This is a genomic window from Proteus sp. G2609, assembly GCF_963896135.1.
Taxonomy (GTDB): domain Bacteria; phylum Pseudomonadota; class Gammaproteobacteria; order Enterobacterales; family Enterobacteriaceae; genus Proteus; species Proteus mirabilis.
Genome location: NZ_CAWQNB010000041.1, coordinates 22,885 through 48,563, shown reverse-complemented (window position 1 = coordinate 48,563; position 25,679 = coordinate 22,885). Strand labels below are relative to the sequence as shown.

At 33.8% G+C, this 25,679-nt stretch carries 32 protein-coding genes and 1 pseudogene; 21 read left to right on the top strand and 12 right to left on the bottom strand.

Annotation, left to right across the window (positions count from 1 at the left end; genetic code table 11):
* Positions 1-13: 13 nt before the first annotated feature.
* From hflD to rluE, 4 genes are all read right to left on the bottom strand, one after another.
* Entirely contained in the window at positions 14-643 is a 630-nt protein-coding gene (gene hflD / locus AACV01_RS15535; RefSeq protein ID WP_113976686.1) for a high frequency lysogenization protein HflD, read from the bottom strand.
* A 2-nt stretch (positions 644-645) separates the two neighbouring features.
* Positions 646-1,749 (bottom strand): tRNA 2-thiouridine(34) synthase MnmA, encoded by a 1,104-nt coding sequence (gene mnmA, locus AACV01_RS15530; protein ID WP_004247117.1) that lies wholly within the window; start codon positions 1,747-1,749, stop codon positions 646-648.
* Between the two features lie 105 nt (positions 1,750-1,854).
* On the bottom strand, positions 1,855-2,307 hold the full coding sequence (locus AACV01_RS15525; RefSeq protein WP_087726602.1) for an NUDIX hydrolase: 453 nt from the start codon (positions 2,305-2,307) through the stop codon (positions 1,855-1,857).
* Positions 2,300-2,929 carry a 23S rRNA pseudouridine(2457) synthase RluE gene (gene rluE, locus AACV01_RS15520; RefSeq protein WP_020945526.1) on the bottom strand — a complete coding sequence of 210 codons (630 nt, stop codon included), beginning with the start codon at positions 2,927-2,929 and terminating at the stop codon, positions 2,300-2,302. Before rluE ends, AACV01_RS15525 begins: the two co-directional genes overlap by 8 nt.
* 138 nt (positions 2,930-3,067) lie before the next feature.
* On the opposite strand from rluE, the gene icd reads away from it, so the two are divergent.
* On the top strand, positions 3,068-4,321 hold the full coding sequence (gene icd, locus AACV01_RS15515; protein WP_004247120.1) for an NADP-dependent isocitrate dehydrogenase: 1,254 nt from the start codon (positions 3,068-3,070) through the stop codon (positions 4,319-4,321).
* A 168-nt stretch (positions 4,322-4,489) separates the two neighbouring features.
* Here icd and AACV01_RS15510 read toward each other — a convergent pair whose 3' ends face one another.
* Positions 4,490-4,648 carry a transposase gene (locus tag AACV01_RS15510; protein ID WP_046334262.1) on the bottom strand — a complete coding sequence of 53 codons (159 nt, stop codon included), beginning with the start codon at positions 4,646-4,648 and terminating at the stop codon, positions 4,490-4,492.
* A gap of 365 nt (positions 4,649-5,013) precedes the next feature.
* Here AACV01_RS15510 and AACV01_RS15505 point away from each other — a divergent pair, with 365 nt between their 5' ends.
* The 7 genes and pseudogenes from AACV01_RS15505 (at position 5,014) to AACV01_RS15480 (ending at position 10,786) form a co-directional block, all read left to right on the top strand.
* The gene (locus AACV01_RS15505) at positions 5,014-6,168 is read left to right on the top strand and encodes a hypothetical protein (RefSeq protein WP_237585042.1); all 1,155 of its coding nucleotides are present in this window, start codon (positions 5,014-5,016) and stop codon (positions 6,166-6,168) included.
* 49 nt (positions 6,169-6,217) lie between these two features.
* Positions 6,218-6,403, top strand: a pseudogene (locus AACV01_RS15500) (zinc ribbon domain-containing protein); the annotation flags it as partial.
* Positions 6,404-7,221: 818 nt separating this feature from the next.
* Entirely contained in the window at positions 7,222-8,346 is a 1,125-nt protein-coding gene (locus AACV01_RS15495) for a lipase family protein (protein WP_046334260.1), read from the top strand.
* Positions 8,347-8,785: 439 nt separating this feature from the next.
* A complete protein-coding gene (cspE, locus tag AACV01_RS15490; protein WP_004247907.1) occupies positions 8,786-8,998 on the top strand; it encodes a transcription antiterminator/RNA stability regulator CspE in 213 nt (70 codons plus the stop codon).
* Between the two features lie 7 nt (positions 8,999-9,005).
* A complete protein-coding gene (gene ymcF / locus AACV01_RS17900; protein WP_419776249.1) occupies positions 9,006-9,146 on the top strand; it encodes a cold shock small protein YmcF in 141 nt (46 codons plus the stop codon).
* A gap of 180 nt (positions 9,147-9,326) precedes the next feature.
* On the top strand, positions 9,327-9,785 hold the full coding sequence (locus AACV01_RS15485; protein ID WP_161683197.1) for an Hsp20 family protein: 459 nt from the start codon (positions 9,327-9,329) through the stop codon (positions 9,783-9,785).
* Positions 9,786-10,018: 233 nt separating this feature from the next.
* Complete coding sequence (locus AACV01_RS15480; protein ID WP_049196708.1) at positions 10,019-10,786, top strand: aminoglycoside adenylyltransferase domain-containing protein; 768 nt, start codon at positions 10,019-10,021, stop codon at positions 10,784-10,786.
* Between the two features lie 152 nt (positions 10,787-10,938).
* Here AACV01_RS15480 and AACV01_RS15475 read toward each other — a convergent pair whose 3' ends face one another.
* Positions 10,939-11,319, bottom strand: a complete 381-nt coding sequence (locus tag AACV01_RS15475) for a winged helix-turn-helix transcriptional regulator (RefSeq protein ID WP_046334267.1) — start codon at positions 11,317-11,319, stop codon at positions 10,939-10,941.
* Positions 11,320-11,408: 89 nt separating this feature from the next.
* Here AACV01_RS15475 and AACV01_RS15470 point away from each other — a divergent pair, with 89 nt between their 5' ends.
* Together AACV01_RS15470 and AACV01_RS15465 are read left to right on the top strand one after the other, a co-directional pair.
* On the top strand, positions 11,409-12,257 hold the full coding sequence (locus AACV01_RS15470) for an SDR family oxidoreductase (protein ID WP_161683192.1): 849 nt from the start codon (positions 11,409-11,411) through the stop codon (positions 12,255-12,257).
* Between the two features lie 239 nt (positions 12,258-12,496).
* A complete protein-coding gene (locus AACV01_RS15465) occupies positions 12,497-12,694 on the top strand; it encodes a hypothetical protein (RefSeq protein ID WP_046334258.1) in 198 nt (65 codons plus the stop codon).
* A 23-nt stretch (positions 12,695-12,717) separates the two neighbouring features.
* Here the strand turns inward: AACV01_RS15465 and AACV01_RS15460 are convergent, their stop codons facing one another.
* From AACV01_RS15460 to AACV01_RS15440, 5 genes are all read right to left on the bottom strand, one after another.
* A complete protein-coding gene (locus tag AACV01_RS15460; RefSeq protein ID WP_237585041.1) occupies positions 12,718-12,960 on the bottom strand; it encodes a hypothetical protein in 243 nt (80 codons plus the stop codon).
* A 108-nt stretch (positions 12,961-13,068) separates the two neighbouring features.
* Positions 13,069-13,260 carry a hypothetical protein gene (locus AACV01_RS15455; protein WP_230629642.1) on the bottom strand — a complete coding sequence of 64 codons (192 nt, stop codon included), beginning with the start codon at positions 13,258-13,260 and terminating at the stop codon, positions 13,069-13,071.
* A gap of 837 nt (positions 13,261-14,097) precedes the next feature.
* On the bottom strand, positions 14,098-14,412 hold the full coding sequence (locus tag AACV01_RS15450) for a helix-turn-helix domain-containing protein (protein WP_026090443.1): 315 nt from the start codon (positions 14,410-14,412) through the stop codon (positions 14,098-14,100).
* Positions 14,413-15,062: 650 nt separating this feature from the next.
* Positions 15,063-15,704 (bottom strand): IbrB-like domain-containing protein, encoded by a 642-nt coding sequence (locus AACV01_RS15445; RefSeq protein ID WP_004247912.1) that lies wholly within the window; start codon positions 15,702-15,704, stop codon positions 15,063-15,065.
* 12 nt (positions 15,705-15,716) lie between these two features.
* Positions 15,717-16,943: a phosphoadenosine phosphosulfate reductase gene (locus AACV01_RS15440; RefSeq protein ID WP_161683191.1), complete on the bottom strand. Its 1,227-nt coding sequence runs from the start codon at positions 16,941-16,943 to the stop codon at positions 15,717-15,719.
* Positions 16,944-17,500: 557 nt separating this feature from the next.
* On the opposite strand from AACV01_RS15440, the gene AACV01_RS15435 reads away from it, so the two are divergent.
* The 9 genes from AACV01_RS15435 (at position 17,501) to AACV01_RS15395 (ending at position 23,601) form a co-directional block, all read left to right on the top strand.
* The gene (locus tag AACV01_RS15435) at positions 17,501-18,163 is read left to right on the top strand and encodes a class I SAM-dependent methyltransferase (protein WP_004247914.1); all 663 of its coding nucleotides are present in this window, start codon (positions 17,501-17,503) and stop codon (positions 18,161-18,163) included.
* 562 nt (positions 18,164-18,725) lie between these two features.
* On the top strand, positions 18,726-19,082 hold the full coding sequence (locus tag AACV01_RS15430; RefSeq protein WP_004242530.1) for an MmcQ/YjbR family DNA-binding protein: 357 nt from the start codon (positions 18,726-18,728) through the stop codon (positions 19,080-19,082).
* 202 nt (positions 19,083-19,284) lie between these two features.
* On the top strand, positions 19,285-19,455 hold the full coding sequence (locus AACV01_RS15425) for a hypothetical protein (protein WP_004242531.1): 171 nt from the start codon (positions 19,285-19,287) through the stop codon (positions 19,453-19,455).
* A 284-nt stretch (positions 19,456-19,739) separates the two neighbouring features.
* Positions 19,740-20,735 carry a YbgA family protein gene (locus AACV01_RS15420; RefSeq protein WP_036908063.1) on the top strand — a complete coding sequence of 332 codons (996 nt, stop codon included), beginning with the start codon at positions 19,740-19,742 and terminating at the stop codon, positions 20,733-20,735.
* A gap of 216 nt (positions 20,736-20,951) precedes the next feature.
* Positions 20,952-21,128, top strand: a complete 177-nt coding sequence (locus AACV01_RS15415) for a hypothetical protein (protein ID WP_175215752.1) — start codon at positions 20,952-20,954, stop codon at positions 21,126-21,128.
* A 492-nt stretch (positions 21,129-21,620) separates the two neighbouring features.
* On the top strand, positions 21,621-21,842 hold the full coding sequence (locus AACV01_RS15410; RefSeq protein WP_004242534.1) for a YdcH family protein: 222 nt from the start codon (positions 21,621-21,623) through the stop codon (positions 21,840-21,842).
* Positions 21,843-22,267: 425 nt separating this feature from the next.
* Positions 22,268-22,549, top strand: a complete 282-nt coding sequence (locus AACV01_RS15405) for a DUF5339 domain-containing protein (protein ID WP_004242536.1) — start codon at positions 22,268-22,270, stop codon at positions 22,547-22,549.
* Positions 22,550-22,917: 368 nt separating this feature from the next.
* Complete coding sequence (locus tag AACV01_RS15400; RefSeq protein WP_046334907.1) at positions 22,918-23,331, top strand: hypothetical protein; 414 nt, start codon at positions 22,918-22,920, stop codon at positions 23,329-23,331.
* Positions 23,332-23,358: 27 nt separating this feature from the next.
* A complete protein-coding gene (locus AACV01_RS15395) occupies positions 23,359-23,601 on the top strand; it encodes a hypothetical protein (RefSeq protein ID WP_041701105.1) in 243 nt (80 codons plus the stop codon).
* Between the two features lie 62 nt (positions 23,602-23,663).
* Here the strand turns inward: AACV01_RS15395 and AACV01_RS15390 are convergent, their stop codons facing one another.
* On the bottom strand, positions 23,664-24,224 hold the full coding sequence (locus AACV01_RS15390; protein WP_004247920.1) for an AAA family ATPase: 561 nt from the start codon (positions 24,222-24,224) through the stop codon (positions 23,664-23,666).
* 375 nt (positions 24,225-24,599) lie between these two features.
* On the opposite strand from AACV01_RS15390, the gene AACV01_RS15385 reads away from it, so the two are divergent.
* Positions 24,600-24,797, top strand: coding sequence for a ParD-like family protein (locus tag AACV01_RS15385; protein WP_004242542.1), 198 nt, complete (start codon positions 24,600-24,602; stop codon positions 24,795-24,797).
* Positions 24,798-24,814: 17 nt separating this feature from the next.
* The gene (map, locus tag AACV01_RS15380) at positions 24,815-25,591 is read left to right on the top strand and encodes a type I methionyl aminopeptidase (RefSeq protein WP_004242544.1); all 777 of its coding nucleotides are present in this window, start codon (positions 24,815-24,817) and stop codon (positions 25,589-25,591) included.
* The last annotated feature ends 88 nt before the right edge of the window (positions 25,592-25,679 follow it).

Here is a 25,679-nt window from a genome sequence, read left to right as displayed (position 1 = left end):
GAATTTTAAAGTATTAACATTGAGCGAGAAAATCATCAGTTTGTCGTAAGATGGTTTTTTGATGGAGTAAAAAATCAAAACGGCGACCACCTACTTGACGCCAAAGTACGGCACTACGAAGACCTGTCAGAAGTAATCCACGAACTTTGGCTTGAATAATAGGGTTTTTAAGTAACTCAATCGAACCATTAACTTGAATTTTTGGCCCTACAGGGCTGACCGCATCACTATAAACGCCAGCGAGAGCATTAAATAATCCGTCAGAAAGCGGTTCAAAATAATTTTTTTGTCGTTCAAGTTGAGATATTTTTTGTGACAAATGCGAACTGTAATCGTTATTTTTGTTGATGATACGTTCAAGGTTAATCAGGCCTTGTTGATAAGTCATCAACTCAAACGTGAGTTTTTCTCTTCTTACCGCTTGATGGATAGCTTTTATGGTTTGAAAACCTAATTTCAAATGACTTATTTGATTACCATAAACATCCAAGGTTGAAGTTGGGTTGATATTAAAAATGCTGTTAATCATGACTTCAACATCTTTCTCGTCTGCATTCCCTTGATAAGCAATTTGCTGAACAAGACGACTTGCCTGGCAGATACCTGCCAGTGCAAGGGTAATATCACGAAAATCTTTAGCCACATCTACTCCTGAATACGTGTTTCAATAATACCGCCACCTAAACAGACTTCGTCTTGATAGAAAACGGCCGATTGCCCCGGTGTAACAGCAGCAACAGGATAGTCAAAACGGACTTCAATTTTATCTTCATCTAATGGTGTTACTGTACACGGAATATCAGCTTGGCGATATCGTGTTTTCACCGTGCAACGAAAAGCTTCGGTAATAGGCTCTCTTGCGACCCAATGAAGTTGTTGAGCAATTAAGCCTACGGACATTAATCGAGGGTGTTCATGACCTTGTGCGACAATTAATATGTTATTTGCAACATCTTTATCGACTACATACCAAGGATCTTCGCTACCTTCTTTTGTGCCACCGATACCCAGACCTTTACGTTGACCTAAGGTGTGGTACATCAACCCTTGATGTTCACCAATGGTTTCGCCATCTACGGTGACGATAGGACCCGGTTTGGCAGGTAAATAGCGCGATAAGAAATCAGTAAACTTGCGTTCACCGATAAAGCAGATCCCCGTAGAGTCTTTTTTCTTCGCGGTGGCTAAATCAAGCTTCTCGGCAATTTTTCTCACCTCAGGTTTTTCCATTTCACCGACAGGGAAAAGGCTTTGGGCGATTTGCTGATGACTTAATGTATATAAGAAGTAGCTTTGATCTTTGTTGTTATCAACACCGCGCAGTAATTGGCTTTTACCATCAATATCACGGCGACGAACATAGTGGCCCGTTGCAATATAGTCGGCCCCTAAATCTTCAGCTGCATATTCTAAAAATGCTTTAAATTTTATCTCTTTATTACATAGAATATCGGGATTAGGGGTGCGGCCAGCTTTATATTCAGATAAAAAGTGTTCAAATACATTATCCCAATATTCAGCGGCAAAATTGATAGTGTGAAGTTCTATGCCAAGCTTATCGCACACGGCTTGCGCGTCGGCAAGGTCGGCAGAAGCTGAGCAATATTCTGTATCGTCATCTTCTTCCCAGTTCTTCATAAACAGACCAACGACCTGATATCCCTGTTCCTTAAGAAGATAGGCTGAGACGGATGAATCTACGCCACCGGACATTCCAACGATGACTTTTTTTTGGCTGTTATCTGACATGAATGGATCTCACTGCGGAAAAATAAGCGCCATACTTTACCATATCACTATCAAGGGTGCATCAAACGAATACATTTTTTGCCTTCTTAACTATGAAAGTCATTGTTAAGAGGCAAATGTTGAACCAAAGCTATCCAGTAAAGAGAGTGGATAACGTTCATTTTGTTGATAACAAAGAATACTTTCTTTTACCAGCGGTGAACGTAATTGTTGGCTATTGATTATCTCTTGCGCGGTCACCCAGTAGCAGCCATTAATATCATCGTCATGTGGTTGTGTGGCTAATTGTTCTGGTGCTTCTATCAAAAATAAAAAACGCAAAAATGGCGTATTGTCCGGTGCCACCCACTGATGCAATTTCAGAAAATATTGTACCGGCAAGGTTAAACCGGTTTCTTCCCATAACTCTCGTTGTGCCGCTTGGATCAGGGTTTCATTTGCTTCTAAATGTCCTGCGGGTTGATTCCATGTGGCTTTACCATTTACCGTTTCTTCAACAACTAAAAATTTATTGTTTGCATGAACAATACAAGCAACAGTGATATGTGGTTTAAACAAAATTAATCTCCTTCCATTGACCCGGTAATAGATTATCCAAGGTAATATTTCCCATGCTAAAACGAATTAAGCGTAATGTGGGATAACCAATATGGGCAGTCATACGTCTAACTTGGCGGTTTTTTCCTTCAAATAAAGTGATTTTTAACCAGCTAGTCGGAATAGATTGACGCTCTCTAATAGGTGGAAATCGCGTCCAAACCCACGTTGGCTGTTCTACCCTTTCAATTTTTGCAGGTAGTGTTTTCCCATCCTTTAGGTTAAGTCCTTCACGAAATTGTTGTAACGCTATCTCTGTGGGAATGCCTTCTACTTGAGCATAGTAGACTTTCCCTGTTTTTTTATTTGGTTGAGTTAATTTGGCCTGTAATTTGCCATCATTTGTTAATACTAACAGACCTTCACTATCTCTATCTAACCGTCCTGCCGCATAAATATCAGGAATGGGGATAAAATCTTTTAGCGTTTTTCTACCGCTGTCATCGGTAAATTGCACAAGGACATCAAAGGGTTTATTAAAGATAATCACTTTACGCTCACCTCTAGGGCGAGAAGGTTTTTTTTGTCCTACTAGTGCGTGAGATTTGCGTAGTTTCGATCTATTGTTAAATTGATTTGCCATAGCTATTTTTTGTCAAAAATGGGAGATTGATTATACCTTAAAAGAGAAGCGATTGGCGTTAGCTGAATAATCAAGTAGTATTGACAGGTCTCTTACAAAAAATTAACAAAGCGTGCGCTTACATGAAAGGAGAGGTAAATGGAAAGCAAAGTAGTTGTTCCGGCTAATGGTGCTAAAATTACATTAGATGCTAAAGGTAAGCTTGTTGTTCCAAATAATCCGGTTATCCCTTATATCGAAGGGGATGGTATCGGTATCGATGTCACGCCAGCAATGTTAAAAGTTGTTGATGCAGCGGTTGAAAAAGCTTACGGCAATGAACGTAAGATTGAGTGGATGGAAGTCTACACCGGTGAAAAATCAACACAAATTTATGGTAAAGATGTTTGGCTGCCAGAAGAAACCTTAGATCTTATCCGTGAATATCGTGTTTCTATTAAAGGTCCTCTTACTACACCAGTAGGTGGTGGTATCCGTTCATTAAATGTGGCACTACGCCAACAACTCGACCTTTACGTTTGCCTGCGCCCAGTGCGTTATTACAAAGGCACTCCAAGCCCAGTAAAACACCCAGAACTGACGGATATGGTTATCTTCCGTGAAAACTCAGAAGATATCTATGCCGGTATTGAGTGGAAAGCCGGCTCAGCAGAAGCTGATAAAGTGATTAAGTTCCTGCAAGATGAAATGGGTGTAACCAAAATTCGCTTCCCACAAGATTGTGGTATCGGTATTAAGCCATGTTCAGAAGAGGGGACTAAACGTTTAGTTCGTGCAGCGATTGAATATGCAATTGATAACGATCGCGACTCCGTTACATTGGTGCATAAAGGTAATATTATGAAATTTACCGAAGGTGCCTTTAAAGATTGGGGTTACGAATTAGCCCGTGAAGAATTTGGTGGTGAGCTGTTAGATGGTGGTCCTTGGGTTAAAATTAAGAACCCTAAATCAGGCAAAGATATTATTGTTAAAGATGTTATCGCAGATGCATTCTTACAACAAATCCTGTTACGCCCAGCCGAGTATGATGTTATCGCTTGTATGAACCTAAATGGCGACTATATTTCTGATGCATTAGCAGCACAAGTTGGTGGTATTGGGATTGCTCCTGGCGCTAATATTGGTGATGAGTGTGCATTATTTGAAGCGACTCACGGAACAGCACCAAAATATGCCGGACAAGATAAAGTTAACCCAGGCTCTATTATTCTCTCCGCGGAGATGATGCTACGCCACATGGGTTGGACAGAAGCGGCTGACTTAATCATTAAAGGTATGGAAGGCGCGATTGAAGCTAAGACCGTTACTTATGATTTCGAACGTCTAATGGACGGCGCTAAACTGCTGAAATGTAGCGAGTTTGGTGACGCGATTATCAAGCATATGTAATTGTTGATTTGAGAAATAGTTAACGGGAGCTTATTAGTTCCCGTTTTTTATTGTCAATTTTGAAACGGTTATCAAAAAGTTATCAAAACGAGTTATCAAAACCACCTGAAATTTGAGCAATTAAATCACGATTTTTATCTAATTTTTGGCGTTCAAGTTGTTACCTGATTACTCAGCGTCGAATTTTACTTTCCAGTTATAAAGTAATTTATCGGTGATCCCTAAAGAAGCTACCGCTTTTGGAACGCTATAACCTTGTTTGCTGACTAATGCGACCGCTTCTTGCTTAAACCTAGTAGTATAAACACTGTTTGTTCGTTTTTTCATTTAACACTTCAATAGTTAGATTATATTCCATTATTAAAGTGCCCTGTTTGATTAAAGTAGATCAAATAATCCCTAAATTTAATTACTTATAATAAATAAATGTTTTTTATTTCTTAATTAAATTTTTTTTGTAAATAGGCTACTTGTTCTAATTTGAATAATCTATTAATGAAGGGTTTAATTTATTTTTCTATCTTTATTTTTAATTATCTTAAAATAATGAAATGGCTGATGTAATCATATTTAAAAGTGATATTATTTTATAATCATTTATATATATTTACATTATTTTTATTTTAATGCTGGAGATACACGTGAATAAAAGAGCGTTTTCGACAAAGTATCGAAATTCGATGTGTCCATCAATGATAAAAAAAATAGGGGGATACGGTTTATCGTTATTCTTGATACCAATAATATTCCTTCATTCCGCTAATGCGTTAGAGTTATCCGTTCCTATTGGCTCAACAGGTTATTTAGGGGAGGTCACTCCGCCAGTGGGTTCAACAACGAAAAATTATGGGATGGTAAGTCCAAAGCTTCAGGCGAATTCACCTTATATAAGCTTTAACTGGGAGCCTTATCGATTTGTGATGGAATCACTGCCTTTTTACCCCGAAATTGGACGAGCGGGTGTGGCTATCTACAATAAAAGCAATCCCAAAGGGGCCTTTATTGTTTTAGCACCCAGTGGATATGGTACATTGCGTTATAAACGGGCTAATGGCACATATGAGAATGCTTCATTTTCATTTAGTCGTTCCCAAACCACCGCTATGACAAATATGTATAATAATTTTTCCTCTGATTTTGGTGAATTAAGTTGGGGTCTTTTGCCAAGACAAGGTAATAGTAATTTTTTCTCAGCACGATACGTAGATGGTAGTGATGAAGTTCATTTGTTAACATTAACAATATCCAGTTATTCCGCGTATGCCATCGGGCCATTAGAGGCCGGTGAATATGCCATGCGTGATGATTCAAAATTTTATGCCGTCATTCGCACTAGCTCAGGTTCTTCTGCAAGTTCTCAGACATTATTAAGTTCAACGGATAATGTGAATATTAAAGCACTCAAAGCTTGTGACGTTATCCCCCAAACGTCTACCAATATTCAGTTTCCGACTCAAATCGCGAAAAATTATGCAACACCCACTAAATTAGCAGATAATTTAGCCAGTATCAGTGTCAATTGTCCTTATGCTAATAAAAATATCTATCTCACTCTGAGCCCTTTTAATAATTTAGTCTCAGGCAGTGAAACAGGGATGGAGCTATCCACCAATGGCTCTGAAAATATCACCACACTGCCTTATGTGGTGGCTTCTTTAAAATCTGCACAATCAAATATTTGTCAAGCCAATGCACAAGAGGCCTTGCGACTCGTCGGTAGTAATAAACTAGCACAACAAAATATGAAGAGTTTTACACAAAACATAATTTTTAACCTTTGTGCTAATGGCAACATCAAAGCCAATAAATATACAGGGGCAATTAATGTAGCAATTTTAATTGAATAGCGCTATTCCGGTATTATTGATAACTGGCTTGCGCACTACATGTTATGTTAAGGAAAACCGCCCGTCACAAAGTCAATTCGAGTGCCTTGAATGTGGATATACAGCGAATGCTGATATCAACGGGGCACGTAACATTTTAGCGGCAGGACATGTCGTGCTTGCCTGTGGAGGGAGGGTGCAGTCAGACCGCCCGTCGAAGCAGGAACCCGCCGAGGTGATTCAGACATCAGTCTGAACGCAGTAGGGATCCTCGTCCTTTAGGGGGTGGAGGATGTCAACGACGTGAAAGGTAAATACATTGGTCTAAGATTACGGATTGATTGGATATGATGATCCGTAAGGCTGTTGCTAAAGAACCTCATAATTTTTAATTAATAAACTCACTTCTGTGAGCTTATTAATTGGATTTTTACACTAATGATTAACATAGTTATATAGAGAATGGTATTTATAAACAAAAAATACCCTGTGATTTTTATACTCACAGGGTGTTTAAATGAAGCAAAAATAAAACTTAATTAGATATCAACACGGGGGTTGATAGAAATTTTAATATAACCAATTAGTTAGAAAGTCTCTAATAGTAACTACTAAGTATTGCAATAGATTAAACCAATTTGTCCATAGCATTATTAATGTGTATTAGTCGCAATGAGATGCCAAAGGAGAAATTTAAAATAGCTTCGCCAACAAAATCTAACCTATTAGTAATATCGACACTATTTGCAGTAAGGCGATCACGTGATGATTTATCAACATTTTTTTGTACTGATTAACTATACCTAGTTGGCGAAAAGATAAATAGTACACAATAATATACAAAATGCTGTAATTATATACAGTAAAAGATTGCATTTCGAAAAAATTTGTCTTATCATCTCTAAATAGTGGGCAATTTGTTACTAAGCACACTAAACTTTGTTAAACCTCACTCATTTAGTGAGGTTTTTTGTTATCTGAAATTAGCGAATAACAGGCCTAAAAACATGCCCTAGTTATAAGACTAATTAAGTTAAATGGAAAAAAACTTATCAATAATATAAGGAAATATTTATGGAACACTTTACTAAAAAATCATTATTTACCTGCGATAAAACTAATGAAAATCTCCCTAATAAACCGGGTGTAATAACACACTGCCAAGATCTAGCGTCTGACTTAGGGTTAAGCGAAGCTTTTGCGCAATACACAATATCTTATACTTCTTGTGACAGTGTTCATGGAGAAATTATCCGTGAAGATACTGGGGCTGTTTTTATTCCGAAAAGTCAGGCGCCTAAAAATGGTTGGCCTGTCATTGTATGGAATCATGGTACGGTAGGGATAGCGCCAACTTGTGCTCCTTCATTAACACCTAAAAATAGTCGCGTATCGCAATATTTAAATACTTGGCTATCCCTTGGGTTTGCGATTGTTGCACCTGATTATCCAGGTTTAGGCTCATCAGGGTTGCATCATTATATGGATGAAAGAGCAACAGCATGGAGCGCTTTGGATAGTGCAAAAGCTGTCTTGAAAGGTGGGTTTTCGCTAAGTAATCGCTTTATCTTTATGGGGCAATCTCAAGGGGCTCATGCTGCATTTGCCTCTGTCGGCTATCAGCCTGAATATGCACCAGAATTAAATATCTTAGGTGCGATAGTGACAGGGACGCCTTATTTTAGTGATAATCTACTTGAAAACTTTATTAGTGATGGTGTTCAAGATGAAGGTGATAGAAAGCTACCTTACGCGATGTACTTATATCTTTCTGCTGCTGATAAAAATCCAAACTTAAAAGTGGAAGATTATTTCCAAGAATTAGCAATACCTTATGTTGAAAAAGCGAAAACGCTTTGTATCAGTCCATTAAGTCAATTGGTAATGGATAATAAATTAAACGCATCAAATAGCTTAAAACCTAAGTTTTACGAGCTATTAGAGCAAGAAGCATCAAGTTTAAATTATAGAAAACTTCTTGTTGATAAGCCCGTATTTATAGGGATTGGTTTAGAAGATATTCATGTGCTAACTCGTTGGCAACAAGAGTTTGCAAGAGATGTATTGGAAGCAGGCACAAATGCATATGTATATGAATATCCGAATATTGGTCATTTAGATGTATACAATGTCTCTTTGCGAAATTCAGTGCCTTTTGTATTTGAACTGATGAAAAATGAGCATAGCAAAATAGACTAAAAACTATTTTATAACTGATTAATTTCTATCTTAATCTTATTCTTATTATTTGAATGTGGAAAGATGAGTGATATGAGATGCCAGATCATGTTTTGGTTAAAGAACATCTGGTATCTCTTTTTATTTTAATTCTTTGATTTAAGGAAATAAAAACTTATTTTTATTGATAAGTTTTTATGATTTTGTCTATATCAATCTTATTGATAGATTTTTTATTCACCAAAAATAAAGTTTGCTATCTGAGTTTTTCTATGGCTTAATGAAGTCACTGGTTTGGAAGTACAGACCTATTTATGTTAGTCAGTTTAAAGTTGTTCCCGTTTAGCGTTATCCTTGATACCACTTCATTGCGAATTCCTTCTAATTAATTCCCATAAGTAAAAATACCAAACAAACCATATATGCCTTATGGCAAATTAAATAAATTAAAGGAAATTCTATGTCTAATTCAATGACTGGTACAGTAAAATGGTTCGATGAAGGTAAAGGTTTTGGTTTTATTACTCCAGCAGATGGCAGCAAAGATGTATTCGTGCATTTCTCTGCAATCCAAAGTGATAACTTCAAAACATTAGCTGAAGGCCAACAAGTTTCATTTACCATGGAAAATGGTATGAAAGGCCCTGCAGCAGGCAACGTGGTGGCTCTCTAAAGGCGCTATTACAATTCGCCTCTATTTTAAATGCCCAAGTTGTCGCGGTTCACAATATAGAACATCACAATTTGATGTTACAGTGAACAATCCACACGGCGCAAAATGTATCTTTTGCAAAAGTGTGATGACAGCTCAAATAAGTTAAGCATTAAATAGTTGAATATATAAAACCTCGCTTCGGCGGGGTTTTTTGCTATCTACAATCTCATATTGGCTAAAAAAAAATTTAGATTTTAGGGCTTGAAAAATACTTGCTCGTTCATATTTATATATTGGGCCAATCAGATATCGCCCATAATTCAATAAATACTGAAGGAGGAATTATATGCCTAACATTAAACCTTTTTCATTATTCCCAACTTTATCTGACAATCTACTTTCAAACCGTTTTGATCAGATAGATCGCCTGTTTAGCCAGTTAACAGGCAGTAAACCAATTTCATCACCGACTCAGACTTATAATCTGAAACAGATTGATGATAGCCATTATGAACTAACAGTGAGTGTGCCTGGATATCAAGAAGATGACTTATCGGTTTCATTGAAAGGAAGTCGCTTATTGATTGAAGGGAAAAAAGAAGAAAAATTAGAAGAAGACAATGATAAATGGATCCACCGAGGTATATCTCAAGGGCAGTTTACATTGCAGTTTGACCTCGGTAAAAATGTCAAAATAGAAAAAGCCGATTTATCAAGTGGACTTCTGACCATTGCTATTGAATATGAGTTACCTGAAGAAGAAAAACGGCAAACAATAGCGATAGAAAATAAAGATAAAAGCTAATTTAGTGAGATAGCTTAAATAAGATTAAGGCTGCACATAATGTGTAGCCTTAATTTTTTGTAATAGCCTATAAATTATAATATTTGAATAAATAAGGGCAAAATAAACCGGATGCTTAAAGAAGTGCAAGCTTACACTAGAAAAATGGATTGGGTGTTTATGGCTCGCAATAGATACACTTAATCGCTAGAGTATATTGTGTTAGTAACAAAATTTCTAAGAGGGCGCTTTCTGTGGACGCATCATTTCAAATTCAACAAGTGCTTAATTCATTAACAAAAATTTGTAAAGATAAATTGGACACAATTTATTTGCATGGCTCATCGGTTTTAGGTGGACTTCAACCTACTAGTGATATTGATCTTCTTGTCATCGTTAAAACAGCTTTGACTAAAAATGAAAAAAAATCACTTATTACTGATTTATTAGCTAGTTCTGGTCGATATCCTCATGATCAATTCGGACGTAGGCCCTTAGAAATCACGATATTTGTTGGTGGCCAATTACAGGATCTAGAATACCCAGCTAGATGTGAATTTATTTATGGAGAATGGTTGAGAGACTCTTTTGAACAAGGCATAAGTAATATAGAGCATGATGATCCAGAATATACATTGATGTTGGCACAGGCGAAGAAAGACTCAAAACTCCTTTGGGGGGATGGTTTTATCTTACCTGAGATTAATAGCCAACAAATAAGAAAAGCAATTTTAGATTCCCTACCTAATTTAACTTCTTCTATTGATGGTGATGAACGTAATATTATTTTAACTCTCGCAAGAATGTGGTTTACGATGAGAACTGGACGTTTTGTATCAAAGGATGTCGCGGCAAATTGGTCAATCAATAAAATACCTAATGAATTTATTGAAGTAGTCACTGTCGCGCGAGATGCATATCTGTATGGGACTAATGTTGAATGGAGTAGATATAATAAATTACTCCCATTGGTTATTGATTACTTTTCTGTCCAAATAAAAGGGAGCACTATTAATAAATAGTGCTAACTTTATTATGTGAAATAGTTTACTTCCATAAAAAGAGATTATAATAATGAGATTTCAGCATGATAGTTTATACAGTGGTAAATATTTAAAAGATTAAATATTGTTGCTACAAGAAAGTATGTCAAAAAATGGTATAGATACTTATATTAAATCTCTACCACTTCTTGTCGTGACAAGATATTAGGTAAATTTATTTCTATCCAATCCGCAAGAAGCGTGAGTTTCTCACTTATTTGCTCACCAAGATCTGTCAAAGAGTACTCTACATGGGGTGGAACAACAGGATATGACATTCGGTTAATAAAACCATCTTGCTCCAATACTTGTAACGATTGAGACAGCATTTTCTCACTTACTCCGCCAATTTTACGTCGTAAATCACTAAAACGATGTGTTCCATCACGTAGGGCTATTAAAATGAGTATGCCCCAACGACTTGTAACATGTTTGAGGATCTCTCTGGATGGGCACTGTTTAGAAAATAGATTTCCTTCACGTAATTGCTGCGAGAGTGTGGATATTGTCATTGTATACTTACCTTTTTGTATGTACTTACTTTTGGTAAGTTTAGGTGCTATGTTATCAAAACACAAGTGATACATTAAGGAGTTATCTTATGATTGCAATTACTGGTGCAACAGGCCTATTAGGTCAACATGTGATTGAAAACCTTCTTCAAACCGTTCCTGCTAATCAAATAGTGGCATTTGCTCGTGATGTAAAAAAAGGATCGTCTTTAAGTCAGAAAGGAGTTTTAGTACGTCAGGCGGATTACAATGATAAAGCTTCATTAATAACAGCTTTACAGGGTGTCGATAAATTACTTTTAATTTCCTCAAGTGAAGTTGGCAAACGTACCATTCAACATCGTAATGTCATTGAGGCAGCAAAATCAGCAGATGTACAATTTATTGCTTACACTAGCATATTACATGCTGATCGCTCTCCATTAAGCTTGCATGTGGAACATGTAGAAACAGAAAAAATGCTAGCTGATTCTGGGATCTCTTACACTTTATTACGAAATGGCTGGTATACAGAAAATTATCTGGCAAGTGTCCCTGCAGCACTTGAGCATGGCGTTTTTCTGGGGGCGGCTGGTGATGGCAAAATAGCTTCAGCTACTCGGGCCGATTATGCATTGGCTGCTACTCGGGTAATTAGTGAAGAAGGACATATAGGTAAAGTGTATGAGCTTGCTGGTGATGAAGCTTGGACATTAGAGCAATTGGCTAAGGAATTGACTAAACAAAGCGGGAAGCAAGTGATATATAACAATTTAAGTCAGGCCGATTTTGTCGCTGCGTTAAAAACGGCAGGCTTACCCGATAAATTATCAAATATGCTGGCTGATTCTGATATCGGCGCATCCAAAGGTGGATTATTTGATGATAGTCATACCCTAAGTAAATTAATTGGCCGGCGTACAACAACACTTGCGGAGAGTATCAAAGCAATATTGTAAATCGATAGCTAATATCTATTCTATTTTCAGTTTAATTTTTTGGCACCCTAGAGTTAAAATTTTGGGTTTCACATGCAGGGTGCCTTTCATAAGCATTATTATTTATGATAGGTGAGCATCAATTAATAAAAGATTAATTTTAGTCGTAAAATAGTAGGATAGACTGCTACACTAGGTAACAAAAATAAATATAACTAAATGATATTGAAAAATATTTATTCAGCTCAATAGGACTTTATATGAAGCTAGTTTCAGCGATATTACTAACTGTATTTTTTGTTTCAGGATGTTCGACACCACAGTCTGATATTGATAAATATGAGCAATCGAGTAAAGATGCGATGAAGCCAGATCCATATTCTGACAGCGTAATCAATACGATTAGACAGCACCAGAAGATCACCGTATGTAATAGTAAAATTGGTGGATGCTATTGATTTAATACGGTACAGCGTTAAGGTTAAACAATATACTTTAGGATATTCTGTGCAATTAAAGACACAGATGCGTTACCATCAATAATAATGTCCGCACTTAGCTTTTCTCTTTCTGTCATTGCTGTATATGAGGGCCGTGAGTAGATTAAGTACTCTTCTAAATAATGAATAATATCATTTCCACTTTTCTCTTTATAATCACGCAGTATTCTTCTTGCTAATGCGATATCTAGTGGTGTATCAATAAAAAAGGCATAGTCGATCATCTGTTGTAGCGCTGGGTGAGATCTGGCAAAAGGATAATCCAAAATGATATGAGTATATTGAGGCTCTTCTATTGTCTGATTAACTTGTTCAACAAATGGCTTTATATCTCATTCGCTATAATTACCACCTTGTTCTATCCACTCATCGAGATCTTCAGGTGCTGTAGGGCAGTCGAAATCATCAAAATGAAGGCATTTGCTTGATGGAAGCTTTTCTCTTATATAATGAGAAAGTGCTGTTTTGCCGCCACCTGCAATTGAGGTGATAGAGATAATTATAGGTGATTTTATAGAACTCATTGTTAGCTCATAATCAAAATAAAATTGCATAGGGTATTATATAGACTAATTTATATTAAGTATAATTTATTTATAGTATTCTGAATAAGTTCAGTTTTTAGAAAAACTTAATTAATTATAGTAAGAGGTAGGAATTAATAAACTATACTATATATTAATATAACTCAATAAGTAACATTGATTTTTTGATTATAAAATAAGCGGTATTGTTTGTAAAAATAGTTATAATAACCAGAGTGATCACTTATTCTCACTAAGAGCATGAACGTTTACGTGTTAACATTATCCAAGGCAAACGTTTAGTTTTTATTTTTGAGTGAAACATACATCTTTCGACTTTTTTATTTAATTTTCTTTCTATTTCTGTGGGTTGGTTAATAACATCGTTTTTGGTACTGCCCTGTGTTTTTAATAGAAAAATTACAATAAAAAACAAAGAGATAAATAATAATATATACCGCACTTGATTTCTCCGGTTTATAAAAAGCATGGATTGTTGATAATTTTATATACAAAATTATCAACATGTATAGTAATAAATAAGAATAATTATATTTTTATAAATAATCTTAAAGTTATCTTAATAACTTTTTTTGTATCACAGTATAATATTAACAACGGTGTTATTTTAAGTATCGATTAAGCATACCTTCGAAAAAGGAATTCCATCGATATTCTATAGTGTTGATTGGTCTAGTATAATTTGCTTTTGGCGGGGATTTTACTAATATGAGGGCTTAATATACTTTTGATTTTTTTGTTTGCGAGTTTTTTGATATCTAATTAAGCAAAAAGAATAATTATTCTTGAATAAAGTTAAATAATATGTATAAAATATTATTTTTCTTTTATTGGTATAATAAATTCTGCAGATAAAGCCTGTTTTGCTTTGATGATATTTTTCTCATCTGAAAGATTAATGATTTTTTTATCCAATAAATTATAATTAGGTAATAAACTTTGTGGCGTCATATTGAGAATAAATGCAATAGAAAACAAAAGTTCTACCGTGATTTTTATGTTACCATTTTCTATTCGAGAATAATGTTGCTGGCTTATCCCTAATCGATTTCCCATTTCTATGCCTGTTAGTCTTAACTCTTTTCTTCTTTGTTTTATTTTGTGTGCAATAGTGGAGTTTATCATGGTCATCTATTTTTTATAAGGTTATAAAGCATTTTTTAAAAACAATTAACTTTTAGTTAACTGCTATTAAATGTTATATATCTGTATTAATTTAGTACTGCTATTAATTCTACAGTCAGAAATACAATAACTATCACTTTTAGATCGATAGCGGTAAAATTTAACATAAATGCAAATTTTTAGTATTTATAACCAAAATTATCGATTATTCTTATATATTAATATCAATATAAAGTAATTATCAAAATGTTTTTATCGATCGATTTGTAATATAATGATAGTTTTCATCTATCAAATGAATGGTTACGATCGTCAATATCAATCATTTGATTGTTATTATCATAGCGACAATAAAGATGAAAATATTTTAAATTACTTTAATTTTTATTGGCTTTATGAATGAAAAATAAATATAGATATTATTTTTAAATGGGAAGGATTAATTTTGTGATAAATTGGTTTTTATTTTTTAACTATAGCTATAGTAAGGTGGTTTTTTAACTTAAATTACTCTTACTAAGAATGAGTAAACAAGAGTGGTTTTAATAAGTAACTGAAACTAGATCGTATATATAAATTATTTCTATGATATTGATATTGGTAAGTGAGCACCAATTATATAAATATATTTATTGGTGCTTTATATAAAGTTATTTCTATTTAACCGTCCAAGCTTCTGAAAAGTCGTGCTCTGAAAATAATTCAGCTAAGCCACTAATCTGTTTTAAACGTAGTACTTCATCTTGTGACATACCTAATTCATCACCAATCTTTTGGTCATTCCAACCTAATCTTGATAAATCTCTAACTATATCCGACATTGCTGCCACTTGATGTTGCCCTCTAGCCCGATTATGGCGAATAGTCGCTGCCATTTGGTCAGCCATAGTATGACTTTCAACATCAAGTATAGTAATAGGTAAATAGCCGTTAATTCGCTTGTTTAAGCTATTTTTTTTACTCAATAAATAACGATGGTAACCATCAACGACTTGCCATTGTGATGGTTTATTTTTGGATTGTTGAATAGGTAAGACAACAACAGGCTGAGTATAACCGTCTTTTACCAGAGACGTTTCTAGTAATCTCTTTTCTGTCGGAGACATGACATTGGGATTATAGTCATTAGCGATAACTTGTTGTTGCTTTATCCAAAGAACACAGTCAGTAGGTTCATTTTTAAATGGGCTTATTTGATGAAGCGATATTTTTATTTTATTGAGAGCTTCAATTTTTTGTTCATCATTTAGTTTTGCTAGGTACTCTTTTAAAACAGAAATTATAGTTTCAATGGTCATATTCACACCTTGCTAAATAAGTTGCCAGTCTTTTCGTTTTCCTTGTATCCGTTTGAAATATCGATCATAACAGTGTGATTTAGTAGGACTAAATGCTAATGTTCTACACCAAAAATCGTTACGCAAGATGGTCTTACAAATTCGTCGCCAAGAAGGTATCTGTTTAGTGCTAGTATCACCTTCTTGTGCATCAGGTATGCCATTTGGGTAATCTCGTTCGGCATACCAGCGAAGATAGACCGCTATTTTATTACGATAATGTTCTGCTGTTTTCTCTGGTAAACTGGCTAATAAAAAGTGAGCATAAGATTTCCACGTATGATGGGAAGGTTTGCTAATTTGATGTCGCCCATAGAAACCTGATTTATTACGAGGATTCGTATATAACATTCCGGCATCAGCTCCACTCACTCGTTCACAAGCAAGACTCCATGTTTCAGGCTCTAGCACATGATATAACCATAGTCCCTTGCGTTGCTCTGGCCCAAAAGGTTCACAAATACGCATTTGACTTAAACTAACGCCCGCTTGGTGCATCAGATCATAAATAGGGTTATAGGGTAAATTGAAACGTGCTATATAAGTCCAGATATCTTTAACATGCCAATCATAAATAGGGTAGGCCATATAATAAAAGCCTTCTGCTGATGCCGTTGTCCAAGGAATATCATCGGCATAACGTAACTTTCGATTATTACTAATGGCAATAAATCGGTTTAAAGATTCATCCGCTCTTATACCTAGCAGGATAATCGAACTGCGATGATTACCTGTGATCCACTGGTTAAATGCAGGGGTAAAATCTTCAAAAAGCATATTAGGGTGATAAAAAGGGAAAATGTGAGGGTCAGTTATTGCATCTTCTGGCGGTTGTCTTACCCATTTTTTACCTGGCTCCCATGCTGTCCATGTAGGTTCATATTGAGAGATGCCACTTTCAGTGGTGATAGGGAGTGCTATCCAGTAAAACCGTTCAATACAATCTTGGTAGATAGATTTCATTTTTATAATATGATCTATAGTCGCAGAATATTGAACTTCCCAATCAAGAAACATCACATTAAATTTTCTATGCTGTTTTCGCGCTTGTGCGGCAACAAGATGAAAAAGCGCAGTAGAATCTTTCCCTCCCGAAAAGGAGAGAGTGATTTGTTCAAAAGTATCAAATATCCACTGAATTCTCTCTTGAGCGGCTTCTAATACATTTTTCCCCAGCGCAATTTTACGTTTCAAAGACATAACTATCACCAAAATAGATTAGCTAATGTTAGTATTATCACTTAATCATATTTAGATGATAAAGGTAAGTATTAATTGTTAGTAATTATTAATTTTATTTTAATACAGTAGAGTAATTACTCTATTTAATTGTTTTTATTAAACTAACTGATTATGGAAAGATATTGCTATATTATTTCAATATGGCGTTATGCTGTATAGATCTGTGATTATGCATTTTGGGTGGTTTTTTATACTATATATCAATTGGTTATGCAGTAAAATGTATAAAATAATCCAGTGCAAGGGCGGTTTACTATCTTTTATTTACTAAAAATAAAACAGATGAATAAGTTTGCTTATCATTAAGCTGAGGAAGAAGATTTCTTAACCGGTCAATAGGCGCTTTTCATGTCAATAACACCTTACTTAATCGTTAAGACTTGATTTATTTTTTATTTAATTTCAATGTATTATGTTGTCTTGTTTAGATGGTTACCTGTTTAACTATTCGTTATTTCCAGTTATTCGTGGTTTGTATAAATCATAGAATAATCATTTTACGACTAGGATTTTGTATGACACTAGACACTCACAATGGAGTTAAAGTATATACCCCCACAGCATTAAAACTTTATGACTGGTGGGTATTAAATATTTCTAACCGTTATGCATGGCGTTGTGATACAGATAAATATTTGCTACCTCATTTTAAAAATAATCTTGGTGAGAACCATATGGATATTGGTGTAGGAACAGGATTTTACTTAAAAAGAGCTTTAGCTAATATAAATAAAATAGCATTAACAGATCTTAATATTAATAGCTTAGATTATGCTAAAAAGAATATTGTTGATGATAAATTAACTTATTGCTTACAGCATGATATCTATCATAAATTTCCTAATGAATTCAATTCATCGTTTGACTCTATTTCTTTATTTTATCTATTACACTGCTTACCTGGCACAATGGAAGGTAAAAAGAAAGTGATAGAAAATATAAGTAAAATATTAACGGAAAAGGGTGTTTTATATGGTGCTACTATCTTGGGGGCTGATGTTGAACACAATTTTTTTGGTAATAAATTGATGTCTGTTTATAACAAAAAAGGTATTTTTAGTAACTATTCTGACTCGGCAGATGCTTTAGAAAAAGTATTATCTTGTTTTTTTTACGATGTATCTATTCATATTCAAGGAGTTGTCGCGTTATTTACCGCGAGAAATAAAAAATTATAAAAAAAGTAGTATAGTTTGAATAAATTGAAAATGTATCAAGAAGGCGTTACACAGTTGGAGATAAAGTTAGCCTCAGAGAATTAATTTATTTGATAGAATGACAACTGTTTGATAAATAACAGTATTGCTTCTAGTGTGTATCGCTTAAAGTAACCGAAAAAAGCTTAGTTATAAAATATAACTAAGCAAAACGGGGATAATCAAATCAAAGTGTGTGTCCATTTAAGATGATCAAAAATGGATAAGCGTTAAATTATCTAACCATTGAGAATTAATCAACTAAAATTTACCAATTAATTGTAAATTAGATATTAATACTTAGTTATTTTTACTTATTTGGAGCGCTAAAAATATGTACAATACTAAAAATATTTATAAATAATTTATGTATTGATAATAAAAATAAGTAGCAATAATAATAACAATATAGTCGGGTTCTCTCTACATTTAGCATTGTTAAATAACAAATGTATAATAAATTATTTAACAGGCTGATGCCTTAATGTTAGAGATCATGCGTTTAGTGACCAAGTTATACATCATTTTATGAGATGACCGGACAATGAATAGAAAAGAGCTTATTGAGTATATACAGAAAACATATGCCGTAATCCCCGAATATTTATGGAGTAAGTACCCTAATTATGCGGTTTTCAGACATCATAATCATTCTAAATGGTTCGCCGTCATCATGGATGTCGCTGAAAACAAGCTATTTGATACGGGTAAAAATAATAAAGTCGATGTGATTAACTTAAAAGTACCGGTGCCTTTAGTGGGTGCTCTACGCTTAAAAAAAGCAGTTTATCCCGCTTATCATATGAACAAAGAGCATTGGATTTCTATTCGCTTAGACACAGATTTTGATGATACTGAGCTAAAATCATTAATTTCTGAAAGTTACGAACTGACGCAGTGAAAGGCTTAATACTAATAATCAATAACAAGGTGAATATAATAAAAACTTATAGTTATAAATAGAATATGTTTAGAAAAAGCATCTATTTTTGATGATTATATGACTTGGAAAAAGCAAAAGTGCACCCATGTTAAAAATAACTTTATAACAGTTTTGAATCTGTGTTTCCTTAAAGTCATTGATAGCGTCAGGTGGAGTAAAGATGAACAAAGTGGTTTATAAAGTGAGTGGACTATGGAACGAAACGTCCTTTGTAAATCTATTTATTGCAACGAATGAAAAAGAAGTATTATCTGCAATTATACTATGGGCTCAGTTTAGTGGTGCAAAAGTGGATGATTTATCTATTGAGTATTATAGTTCCGTGCATTAACACGGTTTTAACTTATTGATTAATAACTTAATTATTACTAAATATCAATCAATTTAATCAGATAGCTAATATTTGCTGTAAGTATATTAGCTATTTGCTATTCATATCTATCAATATTGTGATATCAGTGGTTAACGGCTATCCTTTCTTTTAATAATATTTTACAAACTAATTAAATGATAAACATAGTAAAAGTAGCATTATGTTACTAAGATAAATTATGAGCATAGATTTATTAATCTGATTAGTCAGGTTAGGTGATTGTTTCATATGAGGTCATAGCCATGCCCAAAACTCTTATGAGTCTTAAACAAAATGATTTTACGCATAAAAAAATTATCGTAGGTATTAGTTCATGCTTATTAGGGGATAAAGTGAGGTTTGATGGTGGGCATAAATGTTGTCATCTTGCTGCTGATGAATTATCTGAGTTCTTTGAATATCAATCTACTTGCCCAGAAATGGCTATTGGTTTACCGACACCCAGACCAGCGTTACGATTAGTTCAGTCTAAGACTGGTGAAGTCAGGTTAAAATTTAGTAATGGAAGTGAAGGTGACTTAACCCAATTGATGAATGATTACTCTATCGAATATTTGAGGAGGTTTAATCAATTTAGCGGTTATATCGTGTGTGCGAAATCACCCAGTTGTGGATTAGAACGTGTCCGGGTTTATGATCCAATAGGCAACGGCAATAAAAAATCGGGTACAGGCATTTTTACTGAAAATCTGAAAAGAATAATGCCGTGGTTACCTATAGAAGAAGATGGGCGGTTAAACGATCCCTATATTAGAGAAAATTTTATTACACGGGTGTTTGCGCTTAATGAGCTAAATCAATTGAAAATAAATAACTTTACTCGCCAGGCATTAATTGATTTTCATACAAGATACAAACTATTGTTATTAGCTCATTCACAACCGCTTTATCGGCAACTAGGGCGCTTTGTTGCTAACAATAAAGATTGGGATTCATTAGAGACTTTCTTTGTTGAATACCGTAATCGATTTATGGCTCTATTACAACATCAAGCCACACGTCGTAATCACACTAATGTTCTTATGCATGTGCAAGGATATTTTAAGCAAGATTTAACTTCTAAGCAGCGACAAGCATTAAGCCAATTGATCTTAGAGTATCGTCAAGGAATACAACCTTTATTGGCACCATTAACATTAATTAATCATTACTTATCAGAATACCCAGATAATTATCTGAGTAAACAAAAATACTTTTATCCTTATCCTCAATCTTTAAGATTACGTTATGGTTTATGATATATTAATTCCACTACTGTATCTATTATTATAGAAAGAAAATAACTATTTTTAATAAGTGAATTTTATATTTAAAACAAGGGAAATAGGACTGCTTTTTGTATTTAATGCTTTGTTAATGTAAGTTAAATTATAATATTTTGTAAAAGGATGTAAGTCAGACCGTTCTGTTTATATTTTATGTCAGTATTCTTTTTTTTATAAAAAGAGGCTGATATGTCTACAATGAAAACTGAAGTCGTTGTTATTCGTTTAACCAAACAAGAGCGAGCTGCATTAGATTCAATAAAAACGATGCCATTACTTGCAGATTGGCTAAAGGAGCTAGCCCTTTCCAAGTGGAAGGAACAGGTATTACAATTAGAACAATCTAAAAATGGGCATAGTAATTAATGAAATACGAGGGTAACAATAAACAATCTTAACTAAAACCCTCGATAAAAAATTATTGAATAGATTGTTAGCGATTCTATTTCAATCAGTTAAGTTATTAGTGTTATCAACTTACTGATTGCAAAAAGAAAAGCCCAATGTGGCGGCATTGGGCTTAGTGTCTCAAATAGATGGGTATATAAAAACTATTAGAGAACTCTTTTACTTTAATTCAAATTTATTTATAGAATTAACAATAAGTGCTTTTTGATAGAAGAATAGTGATGTTCGTATAAAATATGAGCATTTTTATCTTATCCTGTTTTATAGTCTTAAGTTAGACCAATTTCATGCAATAGTGTGTCGATATCCTACTTTGTTGTAGTTTTATGTTAATTTTTACTTGATATCGCTCTTGTTTTTCACATAAAGAGTATGACAGTGACAGCAATTTAAGGGAGACTTAAAAGTAGTATGACACTCATCACTCATTGATAATGGAAGGTAGGTAATATGTTTCCAGAATATCGTGATTTAATTGCTAAGCTTCGTCAAACTGATCCCCATTTCCGTGCCCTGTTTGAACAACATAATGAACTTGACCATAAAATTGTACGCTTAGAACACCGAGATAGGCGAGGATATGGAGAAGAAGTTGTTGAATTAAAAAAACAAAAATTACGTCTAAAAGAAGAAATACATCAGATCTTAAAAAATCCCCCAGAAGATGAGTAGCACAAATAAGTACTGTATGTAATTAATAAAATTAAATAGAAATAATAAAAGAAGGCCATATAGCTAATGGCCTTCTTTTATTATGGTTTAAAGGTAATATTTCTCATGATATTTATATCTTTTGATTGTTTGTGAATAAGAACTAAAAATTTTAATACTGTTTATATGTTTTTATTTTATACTGCATAAAAATATTTAATTTAGTTAAGTTGTATAGTTAAATTTTATTTAGGTTTTTATAAAGAGATGTTTTTTTATAAACATACCAGTTTTAGTTGTTAATTATTATTTTTTTATCTGATATTCATAGAGAAATATAATGGCAATTAAGATTATCCTTATCCTAATTTTAATTTTCTTTGCGATAATAAAAATTCAAGACGCAGGTATCATTTTTTTTATTAATTACAAAATATAGGATATTTATGAAAAATATTATTTTAGCACTAGGTTTATTATCATTATCTTCTGTTGCTGTTTCGGCTGAATTAACAAAATCTTGCGAAGATTATTTTAAAGAAACTGATGCCTATGTCGCATTAATGGAACAAAATGATGCAACTAAAGCACAAGCAGAAACAATGAAAGCGCAATATGCTCAATCAAAAGAACAATTTGCTGCATTACCTAAAGATGTTCAAGAAAGCACCTGTAAACAAGCTTTAGATTCTTTAGAGCAAATGAAAAAAATGTCTGCTGGTCAATAAAAAATAGATTTAATTAAAGTCTTATGTTTAGCGAATAATAAGGCTTTATTTTTATTTCAAATTTAAAATTTTCCAATGTAACAATGACCATATAATAACCAGTGTTATTATATGGTCATCTTAATATTATTTTAATATAAACTATTTCTTTCTTGTTTTTTTGTGGAAATATTTCTTTTTTACTTAATATTACAATCTCTAATCAAGATAATTATCCTGCCATAACCCATCTATTTGTATTATTATTTTATATATTCTTGTTACTTGAATAAAGAATGCTTTTTATATGAAATAATTGTAATTCATTTTGTTGCCTATAAATTTTATGGAATAATTATTTGCATCTATTTATTGCTCCTATTTAAGATATGAATTGGTCTTTTATTCTAATTTTTGCTCTATTTGTAGTTGTTGGTTGTGTTGATAAAGAGAGGAATGTATCTGGCTCTATAGAAAAGGTGGCAACAGAGACAGCCACTCCTACTGTTCAATATCACCACGATGAAAGTCGTTATCCAACATTTATGTTATCAAAACAATCTCGTTTTGAAATGCAAGCCAAGGAGGAAAAACAGAAATTCAATCAATTATTTAAATTTGGATTTGAAGATCCAACCACACCCACTAATAGCGAATATTCCTATAAAAAGGAACAACGTATAAGAAAGAATGATCAGTCAATGATTATTCTGCCAGAAGCGATACCTGTATGGAATAAAGATAAACAAGAAGTTGAAGTTAAGTGGAGCTACAGACCAAAATATGTTTTTGATGCATATTAAATTTAACCTTTATGTTTTAGGAAGACTATGCGCCCAATTTTTTTGTTAATACCATTTATGTTTTTAATTGGCTGTACCGAGCAAATGAGTGTCGGAGTTGGCACTTCTAGAACGCATAATATAGGATATCCGGTTTGTTCAACATTAGTTTGTGGAAAGAATACGCGAACAGTTGAAGAACAAAAGGCAATTAATGAAGCGGTGCATGAACAGCAAAGAGCTATTATGCGAGGAGAAAAACCAGATTTAAAAATTATTGCCTCATATTAAATAATACCATCAAGGAGAGTCTATTTTTTGTCCTTGATGGTATAGTCAATATAAGCGCTAAGCTAAGATAGCGATGTTATATTGTTTATAATAAATTTTACTCTTTGGTTAACATCGGCTTTGGGTAATTCAATTAAGGTATAATTATACTGTCTATATATCGCCAGCATCGCTTGATAAGTTGCTACGGCTTCATCAAATGTCTGTTGGCGCTCTTTATCTTGTAAGTAAATTTCTTTCCATGGTGGAGCAATAAACACGGTTGTAGAATATCTATATAGCCTTATTGCGTTTTCAAGATGTTGGGGAATAGGGCGCTCACAAAAGTGTAAATAACCTGCTATATCCGGTATGCCTCTGTCATAAAAATAAGGTTTGCTGTTATCATCTATATTGGATGCATCATGCCATGATCGTAGCTCCCAGCTTAACATTAACTCAGCAAAAGCGATCGGATCAATCCAAGGAAGGGCTGAACCACCAATATGACTTTGATCTTGAATAATGGCTCGACCTGCTTCTATTGAGCAAGAGTAGCCATTTCTTCTTAACTTATTGATAATAGTGCTTTTACCAGAGCCGGGACCTCCGGTTAAAATAATACGGCAAGGTTTTTGGGACATAGTAATTCCTTAAATAATATATTTTGACTTTAAATGATTGAGGGCTGAATGCAGAAATTTTCAGAGGGAGAAAGGCGAAAAATAAGCAGTGTTAGCAAAGAAAGAGAACAAGTAAAGGAGGACAAGATATTACAATTATAATCGAAAAGAGAAAATATCAAAATAAATCCACATCAAAGATCAATCAATATCTATCGACCTCTTTTATAACTTATCAGGTTACTTTGTGTTGCTATTTTAATAACTGATACGCATTTATGCAGATTTAAGCACATAAATCCAAATAGAAGCACTATCTGATCATTGCAAGCTAAATAGATTACTTTTATTATATAATATATATGTTTTATTATAATTCGTATATAAGGGTTAAGTGTGGGTATTGTAAAAATTTCTGATGAGCTACATGAGTATCTTCGTAAAGCAAGTAATGTGATGTCTCGATCAGTTAATGCACAAGCAGAGTTTTGGATAAAAATTGGTATTCAAGCAGAATTAAATCCAGAAAAAACGTTTCCAATGATTATTAATGAAATGTTAGAAAAAGAAGCAATAAAACAAGAGCATAAGTAAATATAAAGGAGATTAATATGGATAAAATTACGATTAAAACCCCTGAGGAAATTGAATTAATGCGTGAATCAGGTCGTTTATTAGCCCAAGTTTTTACAATGCTTGATGATTTTATTGTGCCAGGTGTTTCTACATTAGAAATTAACGATAAAGTAGACGATTTTATTACTCATGATCTGCAATCGAGACCTGCAAGCAAAGGACAATATGGTTATGAGTATGTACTTAATACTTCAATTAATGAGGTAGTATGCCATGGTGTTCCTAAAGCAGATGAGCTATTAAAAAGTAAAGATATTATTAATGTCGATATTACACTAGAAAAAAATGGTTTTATTGCTGATTCTAGCAAGATGTATGTCATGCCAGATGCCTCACCTATAGCAAGAAGATTAGTCAAAACAACTTACCAAGCGATGTGGGAAGGTATCAAAGAAGTTAAACCTGGTGCAACACTCGGTGATATCGGTCATGCAATCCAAAGCTTTGCACAAAGTCATGGGTATAGTGTTGTAAGAGAGTATTGTGGACACGGGATTGGTCGAGAAATGCATGAAGCCCCTCAAGTATTACATTATGGTATTCGAGGACAAGGTGTTGTACTAAAAGAAGGGATGACCTTTACCATTGAGCCGATGATTAACCAAGGTGGACACAAAATAAAAACCAAAAAAGATGGTTGGACTGTAGTCACCCGTGATAAAAAATTATCGGCACAATCAGAACATACTATTTTAGTTACTGCTGATGGGTATGAAGTACTTACTTTGCGTCCAGAAGAAACACTTCCATAATAAATTAATTTATATCTATCTAATTTTTGATGCAAAAATTCTGATATAAATTTATATTATTTTAATAGCTAGAAATATTATTTTTAGC

Coding starts and splice junctions, on each gene's coding strand:
- mnmA (WP_004247117.1), bottom strand. CDS start 1,749: ATGTCAGATAACAGCCAAAAAAAAGTCATCGTTGGAATGTCCGGTGGC.
- rluE (WP_020945526.1), bottom strand. CDS start 2,929: ATGGCAAATCAATTTAACAATAGATCGAAACTACGCAAATCTCACGCA.
- icd (WP_004247120.1), top strand. CDS start 3,068: ATGGAAAGCAAAGTAGTTGTTCCGGCTAATGGTGCTAAAATTACATTA.
- AACV01_RS15510 (WP_046334262.1), bottom strand. CDS start 4,648: ATGAAAAAACGAACAAACAGTGTTTATACTACTAGGTTTAAGCAAGAA.
- AACV01_RS15505 (WP_237585042.1), top strand. CDS start 5,014: ATGATAAAAAAAATAGGGGGATACGGTTTATCGTTATTCTTGATACCA.
- AACV01_RS15495 (WP_046334260.1), top strand. CDS start 7,222: ATGGAACACTTTACTAAAAAATCATTATTTACCTGCGATAAAACTAAT.
- cspE (WP_004247907.1), top strand. CDS start 8,786: ATGTCTAATTCAATGACTGGTACAGTAAAATGGTTCGATGAAGGTAAA.
- AACV01_RS15485 (WP_161683197.1), top strand. CDS start 9,327: ATGCCTAACATTAAACCTTTTTCATTATTCCCAACTTTATCTGACAAT.
- AACV01_RS15475 (WP_046334267.1), bottom strand. CDS start 11,319: ATGACAATATCCACACTCTCGCAGCAATTACGTGAAGGAAATCTATTT.
- AACV01_RS15470 (WP_161683192.1), top strand. CDS start 11,409: ATGATTGCAATTACTGGTGCAACAGGCCTATTAGGTCAACATGTGATT.
- AACV01_RS15465 (WP_046334258.1), top strand. CDS start 12,497: ATGAAGCTAGTTTCAGCGATATTACTAACTGTATTTTTTGTTTCAGGA.
- AACV01_RS15460 (WP_237585041.1), bottom strand. CDS start 12,960: ATGATCGACTATGCCTTTTTTATTGATACACCACTAGATATCGCATTA.
- AACV01_RS15455 (WP_230629642.1), bottom strand. CDS start 13,260: ATGAGTTCTATAAAATCACCTATAATTATCTCTATCACCTCAATTGCA.
- AACV01_RS15450 (WP_026090443.1), bottom strand. CDS start 14,412: ATGACCATGATAAACTCCACTATTGCACACAAAATAAAACAAAGAAGA.
- AACV01_RS15445 (WP_004247912.1), bottom strand. CDS start 15,704: ATGACCATTGAAACTATAATTTCTGTTTTAAAAGAGTACCTAGCAAAA.
- AACV01_RS15440 (WP_161683191.1), bottom strand. CDS start 16,943: ATGTCTTTGAAACGTAAAATTGCGCTGGGGAAAAATGTATTAGAAGCC.
- AACV01_RS15435 (WP_004247914.1), top strand. CDS start 17,501: ATGACACTAGACACTCACAATGGAGTTAAAGTATATACCCCCACAGCA.
- AACV01_RS15430 (WP_004242530.1), top strand. CDS start 18,726: ATGAATAGAAAAGAGCTTATTGAGTATATACAGAAAACATATGCCGTA.
- AACV01_RS15425 (WP_004242531.1), top strand. CDS start 19,285: ATGAACAAAGTGGTTTATAAAGTGAGTGGACTATGGAACGAAACGTCC.
- AACV01_RS15420 (WP_036908063.1), top strand. CDS start 19,740: ATGCCCAAAACTCTTATGAGTCTTAAACAAAATGATTTTACGCATAAA.
- AACV01_RS15415 (WP_175215752.1), top strand. CDS start 20,952: ATGTCTACAATGAAAACTGAAGTCGTTGTTATTCGTTTAACCAAACAA.
- AACV01_RS15410 (WP_004242534.1), top strand. CDS start 21,621: ATGTTTCCAGAATATCGTGATTTAATTGCTAAGCTTCGTCAAACTGAT.
- AACV01_RS15405 (WP_004242536.1), top strand. CDS start 22,268: ATGAAAAATATTATTTTAGCACTAGGTTTATTATCATTATCTTCTGTT.
- AACV01_RS15400 (WP_046334907.1), top strand. CDS start 22,918: ATGAATTGGTCTTTTATTCTAATTTTTGCTCTATTTGTAGTTGTTGGT.
- AACV01_RS15395 (WP_041701105.1), top strand. CDS start 23,359: ATGCGCCCAATTTTTTTGTTAATACCATTTATGTTTTTAATTGGCTGT.
- AACV01_RS15390 (WP_004247920.1), bottom strand. CDS start 24,224: ATGTCCCAAAAACCTTGCCGTATTATTTTAACCGGAGGTCCCGGCTCT.
- map (WP_004242544.1), top strand. CDS start 24,815: ATGGATAAAATTACGATTAAAACCCCTGAGGAAATTGAATTAATGCGT.